Annotated in this window: 21 protein-coding genes; 6 read left to right on the top strand and 15 right to left on the bottom strand. The window is 71.3% G+C overall.

The genetic code is table 11. The features are described 5' to 3' along the window. Nucleotides 1–5: 5 nt before the first annotated feature. The 7 genes from ACYVNR_RS07755 to ACYVNR_RS07725 all read right to left on the bottom strand — a co-directional run bounded on the left by ACYVNR_RS07755 (nt 6) and on the right by ACYVNR_RS07725 (nt 6,482). On the bottom strand, nt 6–956 hold the full coding sequence (locus ACYVNR_RS07755) for a tetratricopeptide repeat protein (protein ID WP_045188479.1): 951 nt from the start codon (nt 954–956) through the stop codon (nt 6–8). 14 nt (nt 957–970) lie between these two features. Continuing rightward, entirely contained in the window at nt 971–1,957 is a 987-nt protein-coding gene (locus tag ACYVNR_RS07750; RefSeq protein ID WP_045188477.1) for a hypothetical protein, read from the bottom strand. A 239-nt stretch (nt 1,958–2,196) separates the two neighbouring features. After that, nucleotides 2,197–2,721, bottom strand: coding sequence for a GNAT family N-acetyltransferase (locus ACYVNR_RS07745; RefSeq protein ID WP_461047640.1), 525 nt, complete (start codon nt 2,719–2,721; stop codon nt 2,197–2,199). Next, on the bottom strand, nt 2,714–3,028 hold the full coding sequence (locus ACYVNR_RS07740; protein WP_461047638.1) for a thiamine-binding protein: 315 nt from the start codon (nt 3,026–3,028) through the stop codon (nt 2,714–2,716). The genes ACYVNR_RS07745 and ACYVNR_RS07740 overlap by 8 nt, the downstream gene beginning before the upstream one ends. A gap of 100 nt (nt 3,029–3,128) precedes the next feature. Then, nucleotides 3,129–4,136, bottom strand: a complete 1,008-nt coding sequence (locus tag ACYVNR_RS07735; protein ID WP_461047636.1) for a GNAT family N-acetyltransferase — start codon at nt 4,134–4,136, stop codon at nt 3,129–3,131. A 153-nt stretch (nt 4,137–4,289) separates the two neighbouring features. Beyond that, complete coding sequence (meaB, locus tag ACYVNR_RS07730) at nt 4,290–5,255, bottom strand: methylmalonyl Co-A mutase-associated GTPase MeaB (protein WP_045188467.1); 966 nt, start codon at nt 5,253–5,255, stop codon at nt 4,290–4,292. A 21-nt stretch (nt 5,256–5,276) separates the two neighbouring features. Beyond that, complete coding sequence (locus ACYVNR_RS07725; RefSeq protein ID WP_045188465.1) at nt 5,277–6,482, bottom strand: acetyl-CoA C-acetyltransferase; 1,206 nt, start codon at nt 6,480–6,482, stop codon at nt 5,277–5,279. 136 nt (nt 6,483–6,618) lie between these two features. Here ACYVNR_RS07725 and mce point away from each other — a divergent pair, with 136 nt between their 5' ends. After that, complete coding sequence (gene mce, locus ACYVNR_RS07720) at nt 6,619–7,059, top strand: methylmalonyl-CoA epimerase (protein ID WP_045188463.1); 441 nt, start codon at nt 6,619–6,621, stop codon at nt 7,057–7,059. A gap of 10 nt (nt 7,060–7,069) precedes the next feature. Here mce and ACYVNR_RS07715 read toward each other — a convergent pair whose 3' ends face one another. Beyond that, on the bottom strand, nt 7,070–7,909 hold the full coding sequence (locus ACYVNR_RS07715; protein ID WP_461047633.1) for a polysaccharide deacetylase family protein: 840 nt from the start codon (nt 7,907–7,909) through the stop codon (nt 7,070–7,072). 185 nt (nt 7,910–8,094) lie between these two features. Here ACYVNR_RS07715 and ccrA point away from each other — a divergent pair, with 185 nt between their 5' ends. Further along, nucleotides 8,095–9,435, top strand: a complete 1,341-nt coding sequence (gene ccrA, locus ACYVNR_RS07710) for a crotonyl-CoA carboxylase/reductase (protein ID WP_461047631.1) — start codon at nt 8,095–8,097, stop codon at nt 9,433–9,435. A 92-nt stretch (nt 9,436–9,527) separates the two neighbouring features. On the opposite strand, the gene ACYVNR_RS07705 is transcribed toward ccrA, so the two are convergent. After that, complete coding sequence (locus ACYVNR_RS07705) at nt 9,528–9,959, bottom strand: SRPBCC family protein (protein ID WP_461047629.1); 432 nt, start codon at nt 9,957–9,959, stop codon at nt 9,528–9,530. Between the two features lie 137 nt (nt 9,960–10,096). On the opposite strand from ACYVNR_RS07705, the gene ACYVNR_RS07700 reads away from it, so the two are divergent. The 3 genes from ACYVNR_RS07700 to ACYVNR_RS07690 are packed head-to-tail and all read left to right on the top strand — an operon-like array spanning nt 10,097 to nt 12,736. Then, nucleotides 10,097–11,464, top strand: coding sequence for an AI-2E family transporter (locus ACYVNR_RS07700; protein WP_461047627.1), 1,368 nt, complete (start codon nt 10,097–10,099; stop codon nt 11,462–11,464). Nucleotides 11,465–11,522: 58 nt separating this feature from the next. Next, complete coding sequence (locus ACYVNR_RS07695) at nt 11,523–12,182, top strand: SAM-dependent methyltransferase (protein WP_461047625.1); 660 nt, start codon at nt 11,523–11,525, stop codon at nt 12,180–12,182. Nucleotides 12,183–12,235: 53 nt separating this feature from the next. After that, the gene (locus tag ACYVNR_RS07690) at nt 12,236–12,736 is read left to right on the top strand and encodes a DinB family protein (RefSeq protein ID WP_461047623.1); all 501 of its coding nucleotides are present in this window, start codon (nt 12,236–12,238) and stop codon (nt 12,734–12,736) included. Between the two features lie 6 nt (nt 12,737–12,742). On the opposite strand, the gene ACYVNR_RS07685 is transcribed toward ACYVNR_RS07690, so the two are convergent. Continuing rightward, entirely contained in the window at nt 12,743–13,051 is a 309-nt protein-coding gene (locus ACYVNR_RS07685) for a hypothetical protein (RefSeq protein ID WP_461047621.1), read from the bottom strand. Nucleotides 13,052–13,067: 16 nt separating this feature from the next. Next, nucleotides 13,068–14,846 carry a 3-hydroxyacyl-CoA dehydrogenase family protein gene (locus tag ACYVNR_RS07680; protein ID WP_458798371.1) on the bottom strand — a complete coding sequence of 593 codons (1,779 nt, stop codon included), beginning with the start codon at nt 14,844–14,846 and terminating at the stop codon, nt 13,068–13,070. A gap of 106 nt (nt 14,847–14,952) precedes the next feature. On the opposite strand from ACYVNR_RS07680, the gene nucS reads away from it, so the two are divergent. Further along, entirely contained in the window at nt 14,953–15,648 is a 696-nt protein-coding gene (gene nucS / locus ACYVNR_RS07675; RefSeq protein ID WP_461047619.1) for an endonuclease NucS, read from the top strand. A 36-nt stretch (nt 15,649–15,684) separates the two neighbouring features. On the opposite strand, the gene ACYVNR_RS07670 is transcribed toward nucS, so the two are convergent. From ACYVNR_RS07670 to ACYVNR_RS07655, 4 genes are all read right to left on the bottom strand, one after another. Continuing rightward, nucleotides 15,685–16,380 carry a DNA alkylation repair protein gene (locus ACYVNR_RS07670; protein WP_461047617.1) on the bottom strand — a complete coding sequence of 232 codons (696 nt, stop codon included), beginning with the start codon at nt 16,378–16,380 and terminating at the stop codon, nt 15,685–15,687. Then, complete coding sequence (locus ACYVNR_RS07665; protein ID WP_458798373.1) at nt 16,380–16,727, bottom strand: hypothetical protein; 348 nt, start codon at nt 16,725–16,727, stop codon at nt 16,380–16,382. Before ACYVNR_RS07665 ends, ACYVNR_RS07670 begins: the two co-directional genes overlap by 1 nt. An 18-nt stretch (nt 16,728–16,745) precedes the next feature. Further along, nucleotides 16,746–18,764, bottom strand: a complete 2,019-nt coding sequence (locus tag ACYVNR_RS07660; RefSeq protein ID WP_461048292.1) for a protein meaA — start codon at nt 18,762–18,764, stop codon at nt 16,746–16,748. 103 nt (nt 18,765–18,867) lie between these two features. Then, nucleotides 18,868–19,227, bottom strand: coding sequence for an STAS domain-containing protein (locus ACYVNR_RS07655; RefSeq protein ID WP_045188441.1), 360 nt, complete (start codon nt 19,225–19,227; stop codon nt 18,868–18,870). Between the last annotated feature and the right edge of the window lie 168 nt (nt 19,228–19,395).

The raw sequence follows: 19,395 nt of genomic DNA, 5'->3' as shown, positions 1-19,395 counted from the left end.
ACACGTCAGAAGAGGGCGCTCATGAGCGACTTGCGGGCCCTGGCCACGCGCTCGTCGGCCGAGCCCACGACCTCGAAGAGCTCCACGAGGTGCTCGCGAGCCTTGTTGCGGTCGGCGTCAGCCGTGACTCGCACCGTGTCGATGAGGCGCACGAAGGCGTCCTCGACGTGACCTCCGAGCAGGTCGAGGTCGGCGACGAGGATCTGGGCGTCGACGTCGGTCGGGGCAGCTGCCGCTGCGGCACGAGCGGCCTGGAGGTCGACGTCCTGCGTGCGCTGCATGAGGCCGACCTGCGCGAGCCCGACCTTCGCGTCGACGTCGGCGGGACTCTGCAGGAGCGCCTCGCGGTAGGCGTCGGCGGCTCCCTCGAGGTCGCCCGCCTCGATGGCGTCGAAAGCCTTCTGGTGTAGCGGCGGCAGCGGCGGCTCCTCGTCGACGTCGCCGGCGCCGTCCGACGGCTGCGCACCGTCGACCGCGACCGTGCCGGTCACCCCGTGCTGCGCGGCGAGAGCAAGCACCTGGTCGATCACGGCGGTGACCTGGTCGTCGGGCTGCACGCCCTCGAAGAGCGGCACGGGCTGACCCTGCACGAACGCGAAGGAGACCGGGACCGCCTGCACCTGGAAGGCCTGCAGGATGGTCGGGTTCGCGTCGACGTCGACCGTCACGAGCTGGAAGCGCCCGGCGTAGCGGCGGGCGATGGCGCCGAACGTCGCGACGAAGTCGGCCGACTCCTGCAGCCGCGGCGACCACAGCACCATGACGACCGGGTGGGTCGCTGAGGCTGCGAGCACATCGCGGATCGAGGCGTCAGTGCCCTCGACGACGAGGGAGGCAGCGTCCGCGGAGGTGGAGCCCGCGCCTGATGCGGGGCCACCCTGCGGGGCCGGACGCTTCAGCGAGGACAGGTCGACGGCACCGCGAAGTGCTGCTGCGGTGAATGGCTGGTGACTCATAGATCAATCCTGCCTCACCGACCCGAGCCGGCGACGAGCTGGTCCGAGGCGGCGACGATGCGGGCCTGTCCAGTCGCGGGGATGACGATGGCGACGACCTCGTTGGAGGTGAGGTCGGCCTCGGTGGTGATCTGCTTGATGCCGGTCAGGAGCGTGAGGTCCTTGGCCGGGGTGAGCTTGACCGGCGTGCGCATCGCGATGGTGTCGTGGCGCACGAGGTGGCCGAAGACGATCGCGCCGTTGCCGTCCTTGAGACGCAGGCCGCCGATGACGCCCTTCGGCTCGTGGTCCTGGGTGAAGGCACCCTGGTTCTTCAGGGCCTGCGACTGTGCGTTCGCGGACTGGCGCAGCTGCTCCGAGAGCGGGTCGGCGGCCAGCACCTTGGCCGCGGTCGGCTTGGGGAACTTCACCGAGGCGGCGAACGCTGCCAGGACGTCGTCGGGCGAGGCGACGAGGCCCTTGCCCTCGGCGACCGCGGCCGAACCGTCGCTCGTCGGGTCGAGCGCGTCGAGCTTCGCGTCGGGCAGCATCGGCGTCACGGCTGCGGCCTTGAACGCGCCACCGTCGTCGCCGACGAGGAGCACGAGCACGGCCGCGCCGGTCTTCTTGAGAGTCGTCTGGGCGAGGATCTGGCGCGGCTTGTCACCCTCGCGGGAGATCCCGAGCACCTTGACGCCCGTCGTGGCGAGCTCTGCCTCGGCCTTCTCCGCCGCCGTTCGACCAGGGAGCGTCTTTGCGTACGCGTTCGCCGACTCGAGAGCGACACCTGCGAAGGCCTTGTCGCGGGCTGCGGCTCCGCCGGCCGACGCGTCGAGCGACGCGGATGCGGCGGCCGCCACTGCCGAGGACGCGGTGGTCGCGGCAGCGTCTGGCGCGACCACGGGGGTCGCCGACACGCCGGTGCCGTCGGTGCCGTCGTCGGCGTTGCCGGTGCACGCCGAGAGCAGCGCGGTGGACGCGAGCACGGCGGCCATGGCACGTCGGATCGCAGGGCGGGGCATGGGTGAGCCTTTCGATGGTGCAGAGGGGATGCGGCCGAGGAGCCTCGACCGCGCCCCACGATACGGCGCAGGGCACCCGCAGCCCCAATCCGCCGAAAGGCGCGTCACCGGACAATGACGGACAATCCGGGCGCGATTCGTGCGGGGTGACGCAAATTACCGGCCGGTTGGCCCTGTCGCCGTTCGTCCCCAGATGACCGCTGTGCCCCCGCCGCCGGCCGCGACCGACGGGATCGGACTCAGCCGGGCCGCATCGTGGGACTCGCCCGCCTCACCAGCCGCATCTCGGGGGCGCCGGTGGCCGGGTGCTGGTCGCGGCCGCCCTCGTCGACGAAGCCGCGCCGGGTGTAGAAGGCCCTCGCCCGGGCGTTGTCCTCGAGCACCCAGAGGGTCGCGTCACGGTCGTCGAGGAGCTCGTCGAGGAGCCGGTCCGCGACGCCGGTGCCCCGCGCGGCGGCGGCCAGGTTCACGGCATACAGCTCCCACTCGGTGGGTGCGTCGTCGTCGCGGCTCGGCCCGGCACTGCCGAAGCCCGCGAGCCGCCCCCTCTCGTCCACGACCACGAGGGTGCGCGCCGGGGCGTCAGGGGGCTGTTCGGCGACAGCACGCCAGCGATCCGCGGACCGCTCGTCGCTGAGACCGGCGAGGTAGTCGTCGGGCATGATCCCCGAGTACGCGTCGCGCCAGACGGCGATGTGCACTCGCCCCAGCTCGTCGCAGTCATCGAGCGCGAGCGGCCTCAGCTGCCAACGGTGCTCACTCATCTCGCTGACGGTCGAGAGCATCCTCGAGCCGCTCGAGCTTGCCGTCGAGCTCGCCCGTGAAGCCGGGCCGGATGTCCGCCTTGAGCACGAGACCGACACGCGGTGAGCTCTGCGCCAGCACGTCGCAGCACTGCTTCACGACAGCCATGCACTCGTCCCACTCCCCTTCGATCGTCGTGAACATGGCGTCCGTGCGGTGCGGCAGCCCTGAGTCACGGACGATGCGGATGGCACGGGCGACGGCCTCGGACACCGATCCGGTGTCGTCGGCCGCGACGGTGGGGGCGACGGAGAAGGCGATCAGCATGGCCTCACCGTATGCCGCCCGCTCCGTCGCGCCGGAGTCACCCCGGAGCCACCCCACCCGTCACCCGACCGTCGTCACCCCTGCGTCGCCCTGCCGGGAGTCAGAACGCCTTCTTCACCGACAGCGCCTCTTCGATGATCTCGAAGCCGAGGTCCTTGTTGATCTGGACCATCCACGGGTTCTGCTCGTCGTTCATCGTCTGGACCGACCGACGGTCCGGCGCGATGCGCGCCAGCTCGTCGAGGTTGGCGACCTTGACGGCCATGCCGAGGCGGTGACCACGGAACTCGGGCAGCACCAACGTTCCCCACTGGAACACCACGTCGGGATCGCCCGCCGGAACCGACAGGTCGGTGTAGGCGGCCACGACGCCCGTGGCCCGGTGCACGGCGACGGCCGTCACCATCCGGCGTCCCATGTCGCGCTGGTGCTCGAGCATCGTCTGGTAGTCGTCGACCGTCATCGACTCCGGCTCGAACTCGACGTCACCCGTGGGCGCGTCGAGGATGAGCCGGTTGGAGGCGTCGCACACGCCCTGGCGCAGGTGCTCCGGCACCCCGTCGACGTGGACGCTCAGCTCGAACTGATCACCCATGGCCTCCGCCGAGCGCCGACGGTGCTCGGCGAGCACGTCCGCCAGGACGGGCAGCGGAAGGGAGCGCACGATCTCGACGCTCGACACGGCATACCCACGCCTGAGGGCGAACTCGCGGTCGGCGTGCGACTCGCGGTCGCCGACGGGCACGTAGACCTCGGTCAGGAGCATGTCGCGGCCGGCGGCACGTGCCCGCTCCTCCGTCCACTCGAGCAGGGCCGAGCCGATGCCGCGGCCCCGGTGCTCCGGGTCGACCGCGAGGTCGTTCCAGCACTTGTCGAGGTTGTCGCGCTCGGGGAAGAAGACGCGCGTCCAGCCGACGGGTGAGCCGTCGACGACGGCGACGGCCCCCTCCTCGCGCTCCCCCGGGAACGAGAAGCGCACCATCTTGAGGAACTCGTCCTCGGAGCGCTGGATCGGCTGCACGCGGGAGACCGCCTCGCTGCGGGTCGCGACGCCGAAGAGCCCTTTGAGCATGACGTCGTCGTCACGGTCGAGCGGGATGATGTCCATGTCTCGACGGTGACACCGGGGCTCCCCCGCCGACAACGGGTTTTCGTGTGCCGCCGCCCTCGTCCTCCTGCCCCCCGCAGTGACGCGTCCCCAAGGCACACACGAACTCCGCGGGATGCCTGGCGGTCGAGCAGGGTCGTGTCCGACGCGCGGTCAGGAGCCGAGCTGCTCCACCAGACGGTCCGCGGCGGCATACGGGTCGGTGGTGCCAGCAAGCACCTCGCGGGCCAGCGCCAGCACGCTGTCGCGACCGCCGAGGTCACCGAGCCGCGAGCGGAGCGTCGCGAGCGCGATGGTCTCGATCTCGTCGGCGGCGCGCCGCTCCCGACGCCGCGCGAGCTCGCCGTTCTCCTCGACGTGGGCGCGGTGCTTGTCGAGCGCCTCCATCACCTCGTCGATGCCGACACCTTGTGCCGCAACGGTTTTCACGACCGGTGGCCGCCACAGGCCCGGCTCGGTGCGGTCGCCGAGCGAGATCATGTGCCGCAGGTCGCGCACGGTCGCGTCGGCACCGTCCCGGTCGGCCTTGTTGACGACGAAGACGTCGCCGATCTCGAGGATGCCGGCCTTGGCGGCCTGGATGCCGTCGCCCATGCCGGGCGCGAGCAGCACGATCGAGGTGTCGGCGAGCCCGGCGATCTCGACCTCGGACTGGCCGACGCCGACCGTCTCGACGAGCACGACGTCGCACCCCGCTGCGTCGAGCACCCGGATGGCCTGCGGCGTGGTCCAGGAGAGACCTCCGAGGTGGCCTCGGGAGGCCATCGACCGGATGTAGACCTCGGGGTCGAGGACGTGGTCCTGCATGCGGATGCGGTCGCCGAGCAGCGCCCCGCCCGAGAAGGGCGACGACGGGTCGACCGCGAGCACCCCGACCCGCAGACGACGCTCGCGGAACGCCCCGACGAGCGCCGTGGTCGTCGTCGACTTGCCCACGCCGGGCGAGCCCGTGAGACCGATGACCCACGCCGAACCCGCATGTGGCGCAAGGGCGGCCATCACCTCACGCAGCGCCGGGTGGCCGTCCTCGACGAGGGAGATGAGACGCGCCACGGCGCGCGGCGAACCCGCCCTGGCCGACTCGACCAGGGCGGGGACGTCGACGGGTCGGCGCGCCACGCGGCTACGGATGGGCGGTTGTCAGGCGGACGCGGGAACGCGGACGATGAGCGCGTCGCCCTGGCCGCCACCGCCGCAGAGGGCGGCTGCACCGACGCCACCACCACGACGCCCCAGCTCGAGCGCGAGGTGCAGGGCGATGCGGGCACCGGACATGCCGATCGGGTGGCCCAGCGCGATCGCGCCGCCGTTGACGTTGACCTTGTCCACGTCGATCCCGAGCTCCTTGGCGGAGGCCAGACCGACCGCCGCGAAGGCCTCGTTGATCTCGACGAGGTCGAGGTCGGCGGGCGTGATGCCCTCCTTCTCGCAGGCGCGGGCGATGGCGCGGGCGGGCTGCTGCTGCAGGGTCGAGTCGGGACCGGCGACGACACCGTGGGCACCGATCTCGGCGATCCACGAGAGGCCGAGCTCCTCCGCCTTCGCCTTGCTCATGACGACGACCGCGGCGGCGCCGTCGGAGATCTGCGAGGCCGAGCCGGCCGTGATGGTGCCGTCCTTGCTGAACGCCGGGCGCAGGCCGGCGAGCGAGGCAGCGGTCGTGTCGGCGCGGATGCCCTCGTCGTTCTTGAACTCGACCGGGTCACCCTTGCGCTGCGGGATCGAGACGGGGACGACCTCGTCGTCGAAGAGGCCGTCCTTCCAGGCCTTGGCGGCGAGCTGGTGCGAGCGGGCCGAGAACTCGTCCTGCTCCTCGCGCGTGAAGGCCTGCGACCCGGTGTTGGCCTGCTCGGTGAGCAGCCCCATCGCCTGGTCGGTGAACGCGTCCCACAGACCGTCGTAGGCCATGTGGTCGCGCATCGTCACGTCGCCGTACTTGTAGCCCTCGCGCGACTTCGTCATGAGGTGCGGCGCGTTGGTCATCGACTCCTGGCCGCCGGCGACGACGACGTCGAACTCGCCGGCGCGGATGAGCTGGTCGGCCATGGCGATGGCGTTGATGCCGGAGAGGCAGACCTTGTTGATGGTGAGGGCCGGGACGGTCATCGGGATGCCGGCGGCGTGCGCGGCCTGGCGGGCCGGGATCTGGCCGGCGCCGGCCTGCAGCACCTGGCCCATGATGACGTACTCGACCTGCTCGGGGGCCACGCCCGCCTTCTCGAGGGCGCCCTTGATGGCGATGCCACCGAGGTCCGATCCGGAGAAGTCCTTGAGCGAGCCGAGCAGCCGACCCATGGGGGTGCGGGCGCCCGCGACGATCACGGAGGTGGGACGGTCAGCAGTCATGGGTGAAGCCTCTTCCGACGTCATTGGGGATGTCCGCGTCAACTCTAGTCGCGCTCCCCGAGGGCCCCGGACGAGCATGACCAAGCGCACACGGCATACGGCGGCCGTATGCCGTGGGGCGTCCTACGTTGGGACCATGAGCGCGACTCCCGACCCCCTGTTCACCCACATCGACCACGTCGGCATCGCCGTGCCCGACCTCGACGCGGCCATCGCGTTCTACGAGGGCACCTACGGCATGCGGATGCTCCATGAGGAGACGAACGAGGAGCAGGGCGTGCGCGAGGCGATGATGGCGGTCGGCGACTCCGGGTCGTGCATCCAGCTGCTCGCACCGCTCTCGCCCGAGTCGACGATCGCGAAGTTCCTCGACCGCAGCGGTCCCGGCATGCAGCAGCTCGCCTACCGCGTCACCGACATCGAGGCCGTGTGCGAGACCCTGCGGGAGCGCGGGATGCGCCTGCTCTACGACACCCCCAAGCGCGGCACGAGCAACAGCCGGGTCAACTTCATCCACCCGAAGGACGCCGGCGGCGTGCTCGTCGAGCTCGTCGAGCCGGCGGCGGACGGTCACTGACCCGAGACGGTCAGTGCGGCGTGCCGTACGCGACGAGGTCCTGGACCGGCACGCCGAGCAGCCCCCTGCGGCGCAGGCTCTCGAGCAGGGAGGGCAGCGCCGCCAGGGTGCCTGAGCGGTCGATGTCCTGGGGGTTGGCCCCGACGACGCGGCCGCCGTCGTGCGCGAGCAGCACGTCACCGGCCCGAAGCCCCTCCCCGACCTCGGTGCCGGCCGCGAACGGGCCGTCGTGCAGCGCCGACTCCAGACAGGCCGTCCAGAAGACCGACCGCAGCCCCAGGCCGCTCGTGCACCGGGCGACCGTCCGCGACGTCCAGCCGCGGGGCGGGCGCACCAGCTCGCCGCCGGCGCGGTCGTGGGCCATCACGGCGGCGCGGCCGCGCGTGAGCTGGTCGGCCACCGCAGCCGCCTCGATGCGGTCGAGCCAGAGGTGGTCGTGGGTGTGGTTCGAGAGGCGGTGCCCCTCGGCGACGATCCTGCGCGCCAGGTCGGGGTGGGCCTCGACGTTGCTGCCCACGGCGAAGAACGTGGCCCGGCACCCGTACGCGCGGAGCACGTCGAGCACGCCGGGCGTCCACCTCGGGTCGGGACCGTCGTCGAAGGTGAGGGCCACCCACGGCCGCGACGTGCGCACGCGGGTGATGCCGTGCGGGTCGACGTCGCGGCGCAGGGCCGGGCTGTCCGTCTCGTGCCCGGGGCCGCCGGGGTGCAGCGCCTCGTCGACGCGGGGCCAGGCGAGCAGGGCGCAGAGGCCGGCGACACCGGTCAGGACCGACCGCCGGGAGACGGCCGAGAAGGCGTCGGCCCGGGGCCCCTCGTGGGAGCGTCCGGGGTGCTGGGCCTGTGACACGGCGACAGTGTGGCCGAGCGCGGGCGGCCGCGGGCCGGAACACGCGAAGACGCGAAGATCGGCTCGTGACTCAGGTCACCTGTGGTGGGAGTCTCAGAAGTACTCACCAGTACTCGAGGCGTCGCTACGTTCGCTGCAGCAGGCACAGCCAGCCCACCAATGACGCTGCGACGTAAGGACCTTCAATGCAGGCCATCCGCGACGCCATCCTCTCCGGCGACCGCACCCAGGAGACCTACGCGAACCTCGAGATCCCCGGGACCTACCGGGGCGCCACGGTCCACAAGGACGAGGTAGGGATGTTCGAGGGGATCGCCACGCGCGACAAGGACCCCCGCAAGTCGCTGCACATCGACGAGGTGCCGGTGCCGGAGCTCGCGCCCGGCGAGGCCCTCGTGGCCGTGATGGCGAGCGCCATCAACTACAACACCGTCTGGACCTCGATCTTCGAGCCCGTGTCGACGTTCGGTTTCCTCGAGCGCTACGGCCGCATGTCGGAGTTCGCCAAGCGCCACGACCTCCCGTACCACGTCGTCGGCTCCGACCTCGCCGGCGTCATCCTGCGCACGGGCCCCGGCGTCACGAAGTGGAAGCCGGGCACCGAGGTCGTCGCCCACTGCCTGTCGGTCGAGCTCGAGGACGCCGAGGGCCACGACGACACGATGATGGACCCGCAGCAGCGCATCTGGGGCTTCGAGACGAACTTCGGTGGCCTCGCCGAGCTGGCCGTCGTCAAGGCGAACCAGCTCATGCCGAAGCCCGCGCACCTCTCGTGGGAGGAGGCCGCCTCCCCCGGACTGGTGAACTCGACGGCCTACCGCCAGCTCATCAGCAAGAACGGCGCGGCGATGAAGCTCGGCGACCGCGTGCTCATCTGGGGCGCCTCGGGTGGTCTCGGCTCGTACGCCACCCAGATGGCCCTCGCCGGCGGCGCCACCCCGATCTGCGTCGTCTCCTCGCCCGAGAAGGCCGAGATCTGCCGCGCCATGGGTGCCGAGCTGATCATCGACCGCAACGCCGAGGGCTACCGGTTCTGGAACGACGAGGGTACCGAGCAGAACCCGCGCGAGTGGCAGCGACTGGGCAAGAAGATCCGCGAGCTCACCGGCGGCTACGACGTCGACATCGTCTTCGAGCACCCGGGCCGCGAGACGTTCGGTGCGAGCGTCTACGTCGCGCGCAAGGGCGGCACCATCGTCACCTGTGCGTCGACGTCGGGCTACATGCACGAGTACGACAACCGCTACCTCTGGATGAACCTCAAGCGGATCGTCAGCTCTCACTTCGCCAACTACCGCGAGGCGTGGGAGGCCAACGAGCTCATCAACCGTGGTCTCATCCACCCGACGCTCTCCAAGACCTACACGCTCGACGAGGTCGGCCAGGCCGCGCTCGACGTGCACCGGAACGCCCACCAGGGCAAGGTCGGCGTGCTGACGCTCGCCCCCCAGCCCGGCCTCGGCGTCACCGACCCCGAGAAGCGCGCCGGCTTCGAGAAGGCCATCAACCGCTTCGCCGACCAGTAGCCCCACCCGTCACACGGACCGAGGGCCGGCCCACCGTCGCGGTGGGCCGGCCCTCGTCGTCGTCCAGGGCATGCGCGCACGGGCGCTGCTCGTCAGCGTGACTCGAGGACCCGTGTCAGCTGCTCCTCGGTGTCGTTCGCGAGCTTCTCGAAGACGAGCATCATCGCCGGTGACGCGAGGTTGGCGAGCCCGTGCATGTCGAGGTCGGCGTGGTAGGTGATCTCGCTCCCCTCACCCGACGGCACCACGGTGATCGTGTCGGTGGACGTCGCGCTGTCGTTGCGGCCCACCAGCAAGACCCGTGAGTCGGTGAGCTCGGTCAGCTCGTACTCGAGCTCGGTGGTCACTCCGGCGATCTTCGAGACGTTGTGCCAGCGAGCCCCCACTGCGACGGGCCCGTCCCCGACCCGGGTGCACGACTCGGTGCCAGGGTCCCACTCCTCGGCGTTGGCGAAGTCCTTCAGGTAGTCGATGACGGCGGCGGGTTCGCGGCGGACGGTGAAGCTCCGGGTGACGCTGGGCATGGTTTCTCCTCGTCAGGGTCGGGTGCACAAGGGCACACGCAGCGCGCGCCCTCCCGCCTCGTACCCGGACGGCGACGCCGGGCCGTGGTCGATGCGGCCCCCGTCCCCGAGGCGACGACTCACGTAGGCTCGCGCACGTGAGCATCTGGGGACGCTGGTCGCGCTACCGGCGCGCTCAGCGTGCCCGGATGGACACCTTCCTCGCGCGCGACCTCGGCCTCGACGAGCGCCCCCCTGGCCCGGACGAGCCCACGCGCGACGGCGCGGGCAGGGACGTCCCCGAGCCCCCGGCGTCACCCGGCGACGTGGAGCCCGGATCGCCGAGCCGCACCCAGCACGACGCGTACGCCCCGGGTGCCGCACCAGGCGAGGAGGGCACCGACGACCCCCAGGGGAACGACGACGCGTACGCCCCGCCCGGACGACCCAAGGGCCCACGGCGCGACTTCGGCCCGACCGGCACCCCCTTCAACCGCCAGTCGCCGTTCTACGTCGGCTTCGTCGGTGCCGTCGGCGTGCTCACCGCGTATGCCGTCGTGCAGGCGGTCGGGCGCCTCGGCACCGTCATCACCCTGCTCGTCATCTCGCTCTTCCTGACCCTGTCGCTCAACCCTCTCGTCGAGGCGCTGACCCGTCGCCGGGTCTCGCGCGGGTGGGCGGTCACCATCGTCTTCCTCGGCGTGCTCGCGGTCTTCACGCTCGTGGGCTGGGTCGTCATCCCGCCCGTGGCCGAGCAGGGCTCCGAGCTGGCCACGAACGCGCCACGCCTCTTCGACAACCTGCTCGCGAACCCGTGGGTACAGGAGGTCGACCACCGCTACCAGCTGATCCAGCGCATCCAGGAGGAGGTCAACCGTCGCGTCGCCGACGGCAACCTGTGGGCCGGCGTCTTCGGCGGCGTGCTCGACGCCGGCAAGCTCATCGCGGCGGGCGTCTTCAGCGTGCTGACGGTCCTGGTCCTCACCCTCTACTTCCTCGCGTCGCTCCCGGCGGTCAAGCAGGCGGCCTACGCCCTGGTGCCGGCCAGCCGGCGCCCGCGCACCGTCTCCCTCTCCGAGGAGGTCATGCGACGCGTCGGGTCGTACGCGATCGGGCAGGTCGTCGTGGCCGCCATCAACGCCTTCTTCGCGTGGATCATGATGAGCCTCATCGACCTGAAGTTCGCCGCCGTGCTGGCCGTCGCCGTCGGCTTCCTGGGGCTCGTGCCCATGGTCGGCGCCACCCTGGGCGCCTCGGTCGTCGCGATCACGGCCTTCTTCGACGAGCCGAAGAAGGCGCTCATCGTCATCATCTACTTCGTCGTCTACCAGCAGATCGAGAACTACGCCGTCATGCCGCGCATCATGCAGCGCACGGTGGCCGTCCCGGGCGCAGTCACCGTCGTCGCTGCGCTGGCCGGCGGCACGCTGCTCGGTATCCTCGGCGCCCTGCTCGCGATCCCCTTCGCCGCCGGAGCGCTGCTGCTCTACGAGGAGGTGCTCGTCCCCAGGCAACGACGCCACTAGGCCCGGAGCACCCGGTGCGCACGCGCGTCGCCCCCGCGGCGGCTCGTACGCTGGCGGCATGGACGCGAGCGCCCGGGCCAGCGACTACTGGACGACCGACGCGGCCACCCGCCTCGGGTACGCGAACGGCGTCAGCGTCGACCCGGAGAAGCCTGCCGACGTCGAGCTGGTCGGTGACTTCCTCGCCCGGTTCCCCGAGTGGTGCGAGCGCGCCGAGGCGGGCGCCGACTACCTCGAGCTCGGATGCGGTGTGGGCGGCGGCCTCCTCGCGCAGCTCCAGCTCTTCCCGCGGCTGCGGGCGACCGCGGTCGAGATCTGCGCCGACCTCGTCGAGGAGGCACGCGCCCGCGCAGAACGGCTCGGGCTCACCGACCGCGTCGAGTTCGTCGTCGCCGACGCAGCGGCCCTCGACCGGCCGGCCAGCGCGGACCTCTGCTTCTGGAGCCAGTTCTTCTTCCCTGCCCCGTCACGGCCGGGGGCACGTGCGGCAGCGCACCGGGCCGTGCGCCCGGGCGGGCTCCTGGCGGCTCCGCTCGTCGCCGCTCCCGCTCGCGACGACGCGAGCCACGTCGCCGCCTTCCGAGCGAGGCTGGCCTCGTGGGACATCCCGCTGCGCACGCCCGCAGAGCTGGCGGCCGAGCTGCGCGACGCCGGCTTCGCCGACCCGCGCATCGTGCGTTCCCCGCTGGGCAGGTCGTTGGTGGTCCGGCGCCCCTGAGCCAGCGAGACCACGACGGTCCAGACTCGTCCGCCGCGTGGCAGGCTCGGCCCATGACCTTCCCGCAGACCTTCGCCCAGGACGTCATCGCCCAGCCGTCCAAGGCCCAGATCGAGTCCTTTGTCGACGAGCACCGCGCGGCGCTGCGGCAGAGCCTCGAGGGCCTGGGCGAGGCGGAGGCGAGGCGTTCCCTCGTGCCGTCGGCCACGACCCTGCTCGGGCTGGTGAAGCACGCGACCTACGTCGAGAAGGTGTGGTTCGACCAGGCCGTCACGGGCCGCAGCCGCGCCGAGATCGGCATCCCGGAGGACTCGAGCGAGTCGTTCCTGCTCACCGACGCCGACACGGTGGAGTCGGTGACACGGGCCCACGCCGAGACGTGCGAGGTCTCGCGCCGTGCGACGGCGCCCCTGGGACTCGACGACGTGCTGACGGGCCACCGCCTCGGTGCGCTGCCGTTGCGCTGGGTCTACCTCCACGTGCTGCGCGAGCTCGCCCAGCACTGCGGGCACGCCGACATCCTGCGCGAGCAGGTGCTCGCCGAGCGCCGCTGAAACCGTTCAGCGGTAGGCGTTGCCCGGCGGCCTGGCGTCGCGCTTCTGCCAGCACCCGGTGTGCCAGTGCCTCCGGTCGCCGAGACCACCGACGCCCTCGGCCGGCCACACGACGACGTGCGGAACGCCGGGCGGGACGTCCTGCTGGCAACCGGGGCACAGGTACGCCCGGGTGGCGGACGCCCCGCTCACGGCGCGCACGGTCCAGCGCGTGCCGGCATACGCCTCCTCGCGTGTCGACCCGCCCTGGATGCGCGTCACGTCGAGGGGGACGTGCTCGCGCGCGTGCTTGCTGGGTCGACGGCGCGAGGGCATGCCACCAGCGTAGGTGTCAGGCGTACGTGCGGAACCCGCGCCCCGTCTTGCGCCCGAGGTAGCCGGCGGTGACGAGGTGCTCGAGGAGCGGCGCCGGGGCGTAGCCGCGCTCGCGGAACTCGAGGTAGAGCTCGCGCTCGATGGCGAGCGACACGTCGAGGCCGACGACGTCGAGCAGCTCGAACGGGCCCATCGGCAGGCCGCAGCCGGTCTTCATCGCGGTGTCGATGTCGTCGGCCGTCGAGTAGTTGGCCTCGAGCATCTTCACGGCGTCGTTGAGGTAGGGGAAGAGCAGCGCGTTGACGATGAAGCCGGCGCGGTCGCCGCACGTCACGGCGTGCTTCCCGATGCTCGCGCAGAGCGCCTGGACGGTGGCGACCACGTCGGGTGCGGTCGAGACCGTGTGCACGACCTCGACGAGCTTCATCACCTGGGCCGGGTTGAAGAAGTGCATCCCGATGACGTCCTGGGGGCGCTTCGTCGCGGCGGCGCACTCGACGACGGGCAGCGAGCTCGTCGTCGTCGCGAGGATCGCACCGGGCCGGCAGATCTCGTCGAGGTTCTCGAAGAGGGCGCGCTTGACGGTCAGGTCCTCGACGACGGCCTCGACGACGAGGTCGACCCGGGCGAGGTCGTCGAGACGCGTCGTGCCGGTCACGCGGGCGAGGGCGGCGTCGCGCTCCTCCTCGGTGGCCTTGCCCCGCTGCACGGCCTTCTCGAGGCTCTTGGCGAGGGCTGCCCGCACGGCCTCGACCTTGGCCTCGCTGCGTGCGACGAACGTGACGTCGAGGCCCGCCTTCGCGAAGACCTCGACCATGCCGGTGGCCATGGTGCCGGAGCCGACGACGCCGACGGTGCTGATCGTGCGAGCGGCACCCGCACCCGAGGCGGTCCCCTTCGGGGTCAGCGCGTCGTCGACGACCTGCGAGCTGCCCGGCTCGGCGTACGTGTAGAAGCCACGACCGCTCTTGCGGCCCTTGAGGCCGGCGCTGACCATCTGCTTGATGATCGGGCTCGGCGCGTGCAGGCGGTCACGCCCCTGCTTGTACATCGTGTCGAGGATCTCGTAGGCGGTGTCGAGACCGATGAGGTCCATCAGCGCGAGCGGGCCCATCGGGTAGCCGCAGCCGAGCTTCATCGCGGCGTCGATGTCCTCGCGCGTGGCGTAGCGGCTCTCGTACATCGACACGGCATGGTTGAGGTAGCCGAAGAGCAGGGCGTTGGCGATGAAGCCCGCCTTGTCGCCGACGATGACCGGCTTCTTGCCGAGCCGCTCTGCGAGCGCCTTGACGTCCTCGAAGATCTCGTCGCTCGTGATGACGGTCTTGATGACCTCGACGAACTGCAGCACCGGCGCCGGGTTGAAGAAGTGCATGCCGACGACCCGCTTGGGGTTGATCGTGGCCACGGCGATCTCGGTGACGGGCAGCGAGCTCGTGTTGGTCGCGAGGATCGCGTCGTCGCTGACGATCGTGTCGAGCCGGCCGAAGATCTCCTTCTTGAGGTCGAGGTGCTCGGGCACGGCCTCGACGACGAGCTGGCACTCCTTGAGGTCGGCCATGTCGCTCGTGAACTGCACGCGGTCGTGCAGCGCGGCCTGGTCGTCGGCGCTGAGCTTGCCGCGGGAGACGGCACGGTCGGTCGAGTGCTGGAGCACCCCCCGGCCCTTCTCGACCGCCTCGTCGGTGACCTCGACCGCGACGACGTCGATGCCGTTGCGTGCGAAGACCTCGACGATGCCGGCACCCATGGTGCCGAGTCCGATGACGCCAACCTTGGTGAACTCACGAGCCATGCGCCAGAGTCTCGCAGAGGGCGTGTGCCGCCCACACCCGTCCTCGGGGTGACGCTCCCCACGCCGGGTGCGCGCGAGCGCCTGCGCCCTGCCCTAGGGTGGTCCGGTGCGTCTCGTCATTGCCCGCTGCAGCGTCGACTACGACGGCCGGCTCACGGCCCACCTCCCGCTCGCGACCCGGCTGCTCCTCGTCAAGTCCGACGGCTCGGTGCTCGTGCACAGCGACGGCGGCTCGTACAAGCCGCTCAACTGGATGTCGCCGCCGTGCACGATGGCCGAGGTCGAGCCCGACGAGACGCAGGCCGGCGACGGCGTCGTGGCCGTGTGGCGCGCCCAGCACGCCAAGAGCGAGGACCGCCTCACCGTCCTCATCCACGAGGTGCTGCACGACTCGGAGCACGAGCTCGGCGTCGACCCGGGCCTGGTCAAGGACGGCGTCGAGGCGCACCTGCAGAAGCTGCTCGCCGAGCACATCCACACCCTCGGCCACGGCTGGTCGCTCGTGCGCCGCGAGTACATGACCGCCATCGGGCCGGTCGACATCCTCGCGAAGGACTCCTCGGGCGTCAGCGTGGCGGTCGAGATCAAGCGTCGCGGCGAGATCGACGGCGTCGAGCAGCTGACCCGCTACCTCGAGCTGATGAACCGCGATCCGCACCTGGCCCCTGTCACCGGCGTCTTCGCCGCGCAGCAGATCAAGCCGCAGGCACGCACCCTCGCCGAGGACCGCGGCATCCGGTGCGTCGTGCTCGACTACGACGCCCTCAAGGGCATCGACGACGCGGAGTCCCGCCTCTTCTGAGACCGGCCCCGTATGCCGTCCGGCCGGTCCGCGTCGTCAGCGCCCGACCCAGCGGGCCCGGAGCTCGGGCGGCAGCTTCTCGACGGCCAGGCGAACCGCCGACCTCGGCATCGTGTCGACGTGCGACTCGAGGAAGGCGACGAGTCGGTCGTGGTCGCGCTCGCCCGCGTGCTTGAGGAAGATGCCGACCGGCTTGTGCACCAACGGATCCCGGTCGTCGTGCAACGCCGAGGCGATCTCGTAGCCCGCCTCCACGTCGGTCACGTCGAGGAAGCCGAGGGGTGCCGTCATCGCGGTGCGACGGCGCAGCGGATCGGGTGACGCCGCGAGGTCGCGCAGGATCTGCTTGTCCTTGCCGACGAGCCACTGGCCGATGACACGCGGCGCGGCACGGTCGACCATGTCCCACGACGTGATGGCGTGGTGGTGCCCGAGGTAGGTGCGAGCCAGCGTGCCGCGCTCGTGCGCCCCGGTGCGCTTGCGCTGGGCCTTGAAGTCGAGCACGCAGAACGCTGCGAGCCGCGGCTCGTAGGCCGGGTGCGCCAGCAGCCGCTGCACCTCCGCGAGGGGCATTCCGGTGTGCGTCCTCGCCACGGCGAAGAGCGTGCCCATGCGGACGCCCAAGGCCGCCTCGCCGTCGGTGAGGCGGGCCTGCACCTTCGCGAGGTCCGCCTCGGTGGCTGCCTGCCCGAGCTCTGCGACGACCGCGGCAGCGGTCGACGCACGCGGCATCAGGCGAGTCCCTCGATGGGCTGGCGGGTCGTCCCGTCGGCGTCGACGAGCAGCATCACGGGCTCGGTGTCCGCGCCACCCCGCACGACGACGATGCACTCGCCGCGGTGGCGGTCGACGAGCTCGCCGAACCCCTCGGAACCGTCGTGGAGGTCACCGTGCCCGAGGTGCGAGGGCACGCCCAGGTCGTCCGCCAGGGTCTCGACGGGGCCCGTGTCGGGGACGTCGTCGGCGGCATACACCGCCTGGACCTTCTCGAGGTGGATCGCCGAGGCGAGCCAGGCGACGTCGGACAGCCCCGGAGGGTTGACCACGACGATCCGTGCGGCGCACTGCAGGTCGCTCATGCTCCGACGCTACGCCAGTCAGGCCGGCGCGGTCTCGAGCGGCGCGAGGCCGCGTGCGGCCCGGATGACCCCGACCATCTCGCCCATGATGTCGTTGAGCCCGAAGTCCTTCGGGGTGAAGACCATCGCCACCCCGGCCGCCTTGAGGGCCGCGGCGTCGGACTCGGGGATGATGCCGCCGACGATGACCGGCACGTCGGCCGCACCTGCCGCCGCGAGCCTTCGCAGCACCTCGGGCACGAGCTCCATGTGCGAGCCGCTGAGGATCGACAGGCCCACGAGGTGGACGTCCTCGGCCACGGCGGCGGCGACGATCTGCTCGGGCGTCAGGCGGATGCCCTGGTAGACGACCTCGAAGCCGGCGTCGCGCGCCCGCACGGCCACCTGCTCGGCGCCGTTGCTGTGCCCGTCGAGCCCGGGCTTGCCCACGAGGATGCGCAGCTTCTCGCCGAGGTCCTCGCCCGTGCGGGCCACGAGGTCCCGGACCCGCGCCAGGGCGTCACCGGGCTCGCTGGAGCCGACGCCGACAGAGCCGGAGACACCTGTCGGAGCGCGGTACTCACCGAACTGCTCGCGCAGCGCGGCGGCCCACTCCCCCGTCGTCACCTCGGCCCGAGCACACTCGAGCGAGGCGGCCATGAGGTTGGTCCCGGAGGCCGCGTCGGCCCGCAGCCGATCGAGCGCCGCGACTGCCCGGTCGCGGCGGGCCGGGTCGGCGTCACGCGACTCGCGCCACACGCGTACGGCCTCGGCGGCCTCGCGCTCGACGCCCGCGTCGACGGTCTGGATGGCCGTGTCGAGGTCGGCGGTGAGCGGGTTCGGCTCGGTGGTCTCGAACTTGTTGAGGCCCACGATGATCGAGTCGCCTGCCTCGATGCGGCGCCGGCGCTCCGCGTGCGACGCGACGAGGGCGGACTTCATGTAGCCCGACTCGACGGCGGCGACGGCGCCGCCCATCTCCTCGATGCGCGCCATCTCGGCCTTGGCGCCGGCGACGAGCTCGGCGACCTTGGCCTGGACGACGACCGAGCCGGTGAAGAGGTCGTCGTACTCGAGCAGGTCGGACTCGTAGGCGAGCACCTGCTGCATGCGCAGGCTCCACTGCTGGTCCCACGGGCGCGGCAGGCCGAGCGCCTCGTTCCACGCCGGCAGCTGGATGGCCCGGGCCCGGGCGTCCTTGGAGAGCGTCACGGCAAGCATCTCGAGGACGATGCGCTGCACGTTGTTCTCGGGTTGTGCCTCGGTGAGGCCGAGGCTGTTGACCTGCACGCCGTAGCGGAAGCGACGCGCCTTGGCGTCGGTCACGCCGTAGCGCTCACGGGTCAGCTCGTCCCAGAGCTCGACGAAGGCGCGCATCTTGCACATCTCCTCGACGAAGCGCACGCCGGCGTTGACGAAGAAGGAGATCCGCGCGACGACGCTCGGGAACTCGTCGGCGGGCACCTGGCCGGAGTCGCGCACGGCATCGAGCACCGCGACCGCGGTGGACATGGCGTACGCGATCTCCTGGACGGGCGTCGCCCCGGCCTCCTGCAGGTGGTAGCTGCAGATGTTGATGGGGTTCCACTTCGGGATCTCGCGCACCGTGTAGGCGACCATGTCGGTGATGAGCCGCAGCGACGGCGCGGGCGGGAACACGTAGGTGCCCCGCGAGAGGTACTCCTTGATGATGTCGTTCTGCGTCGTGCCGGCGAGCGCGTGCACCCAGGCGGCGGGGTCGTCACCGGCCGCCTCGGCCTGCCGCTCGGCGGCGACCTGGTAGAGGGCGAGCAGCCACATCGCCGTGGCGTTGATCGTCATCGACGTGTTCATCTCGCGCAGCGGGATCGCCTCGAAGAGCGCCTCCATGTCGCCGATGTGGCTGATCGGCACGCCGACCTTGCCGACCTCGCCGCGCGAGAGCACGTGGTCGGGGTCGTAGCCGGTCTGGGTCGGCAGGTCGAATGCGACGGACAGGCCGGTCTGGCCCTTGGCGAGGTTGCGGCGGTAGAGCGCGTTGCTCGCAGCGGCGCTCGAGTGGCCGGCATACGTGCGCATGACCCACGGACGGTCGGGCGTCACCCGGGCGGTCGGGTGCGGTGTGCTCTCCGTCGAAGACATGGCTCGACGGTAGCGGCGGGGTGCGGCGGTGGGGAGGCGCTCAGGCGGTGAGAGGCGCCACAGTAGCGGCCGGGTGGCGCGGCGCGAGGATCCGCTCCAGACGACAGCCACGCAGCAGACGCGTCGTGCGGTCGCTCGCGTCGACGAGGAGCAGGCGCCGCTCCGCGCGCGTGGCGCGGCGGTGCAGGTGGACGATGACCCCGAGACCCGTCGCGTCACCGATCTCGGCATCGCCCAGGTGGAGACGGAGCTCCCCCGGCCCGAGGACGATCACGGCGTGGATGGCGTCGCGGATGTCGGGAACGGTGTGGACATCGAGTCGACCCTCGATGATCACGTCATGGCCGTCGGGTGCATCAAGCACTCTGACCGGTCCCCTGCGGTGGGTGTTCAGCGTCATGTAGACCCCTCTCAACGCTGTGCCGTCACCCATGATGACGCGCCAGCCTCCCGAAACGTTGCCCCTAGGAGTCAAGAAGTGGTCAAGAAAATACGTACGTCGAGACACAGTTCCAGGACGCCCCGGAACGGCTTCCGGCGGGTCCGGACAAAGCGGGCAGCCACAGCC

The sequence above is a fragment of the Terrabacter koreensis genome (assembly GCF_054783315.1).
Note: the sequence above shows the minus strand (reverse complement) of the source record. Positions and strands in the feature narration are given on the sequence as shown.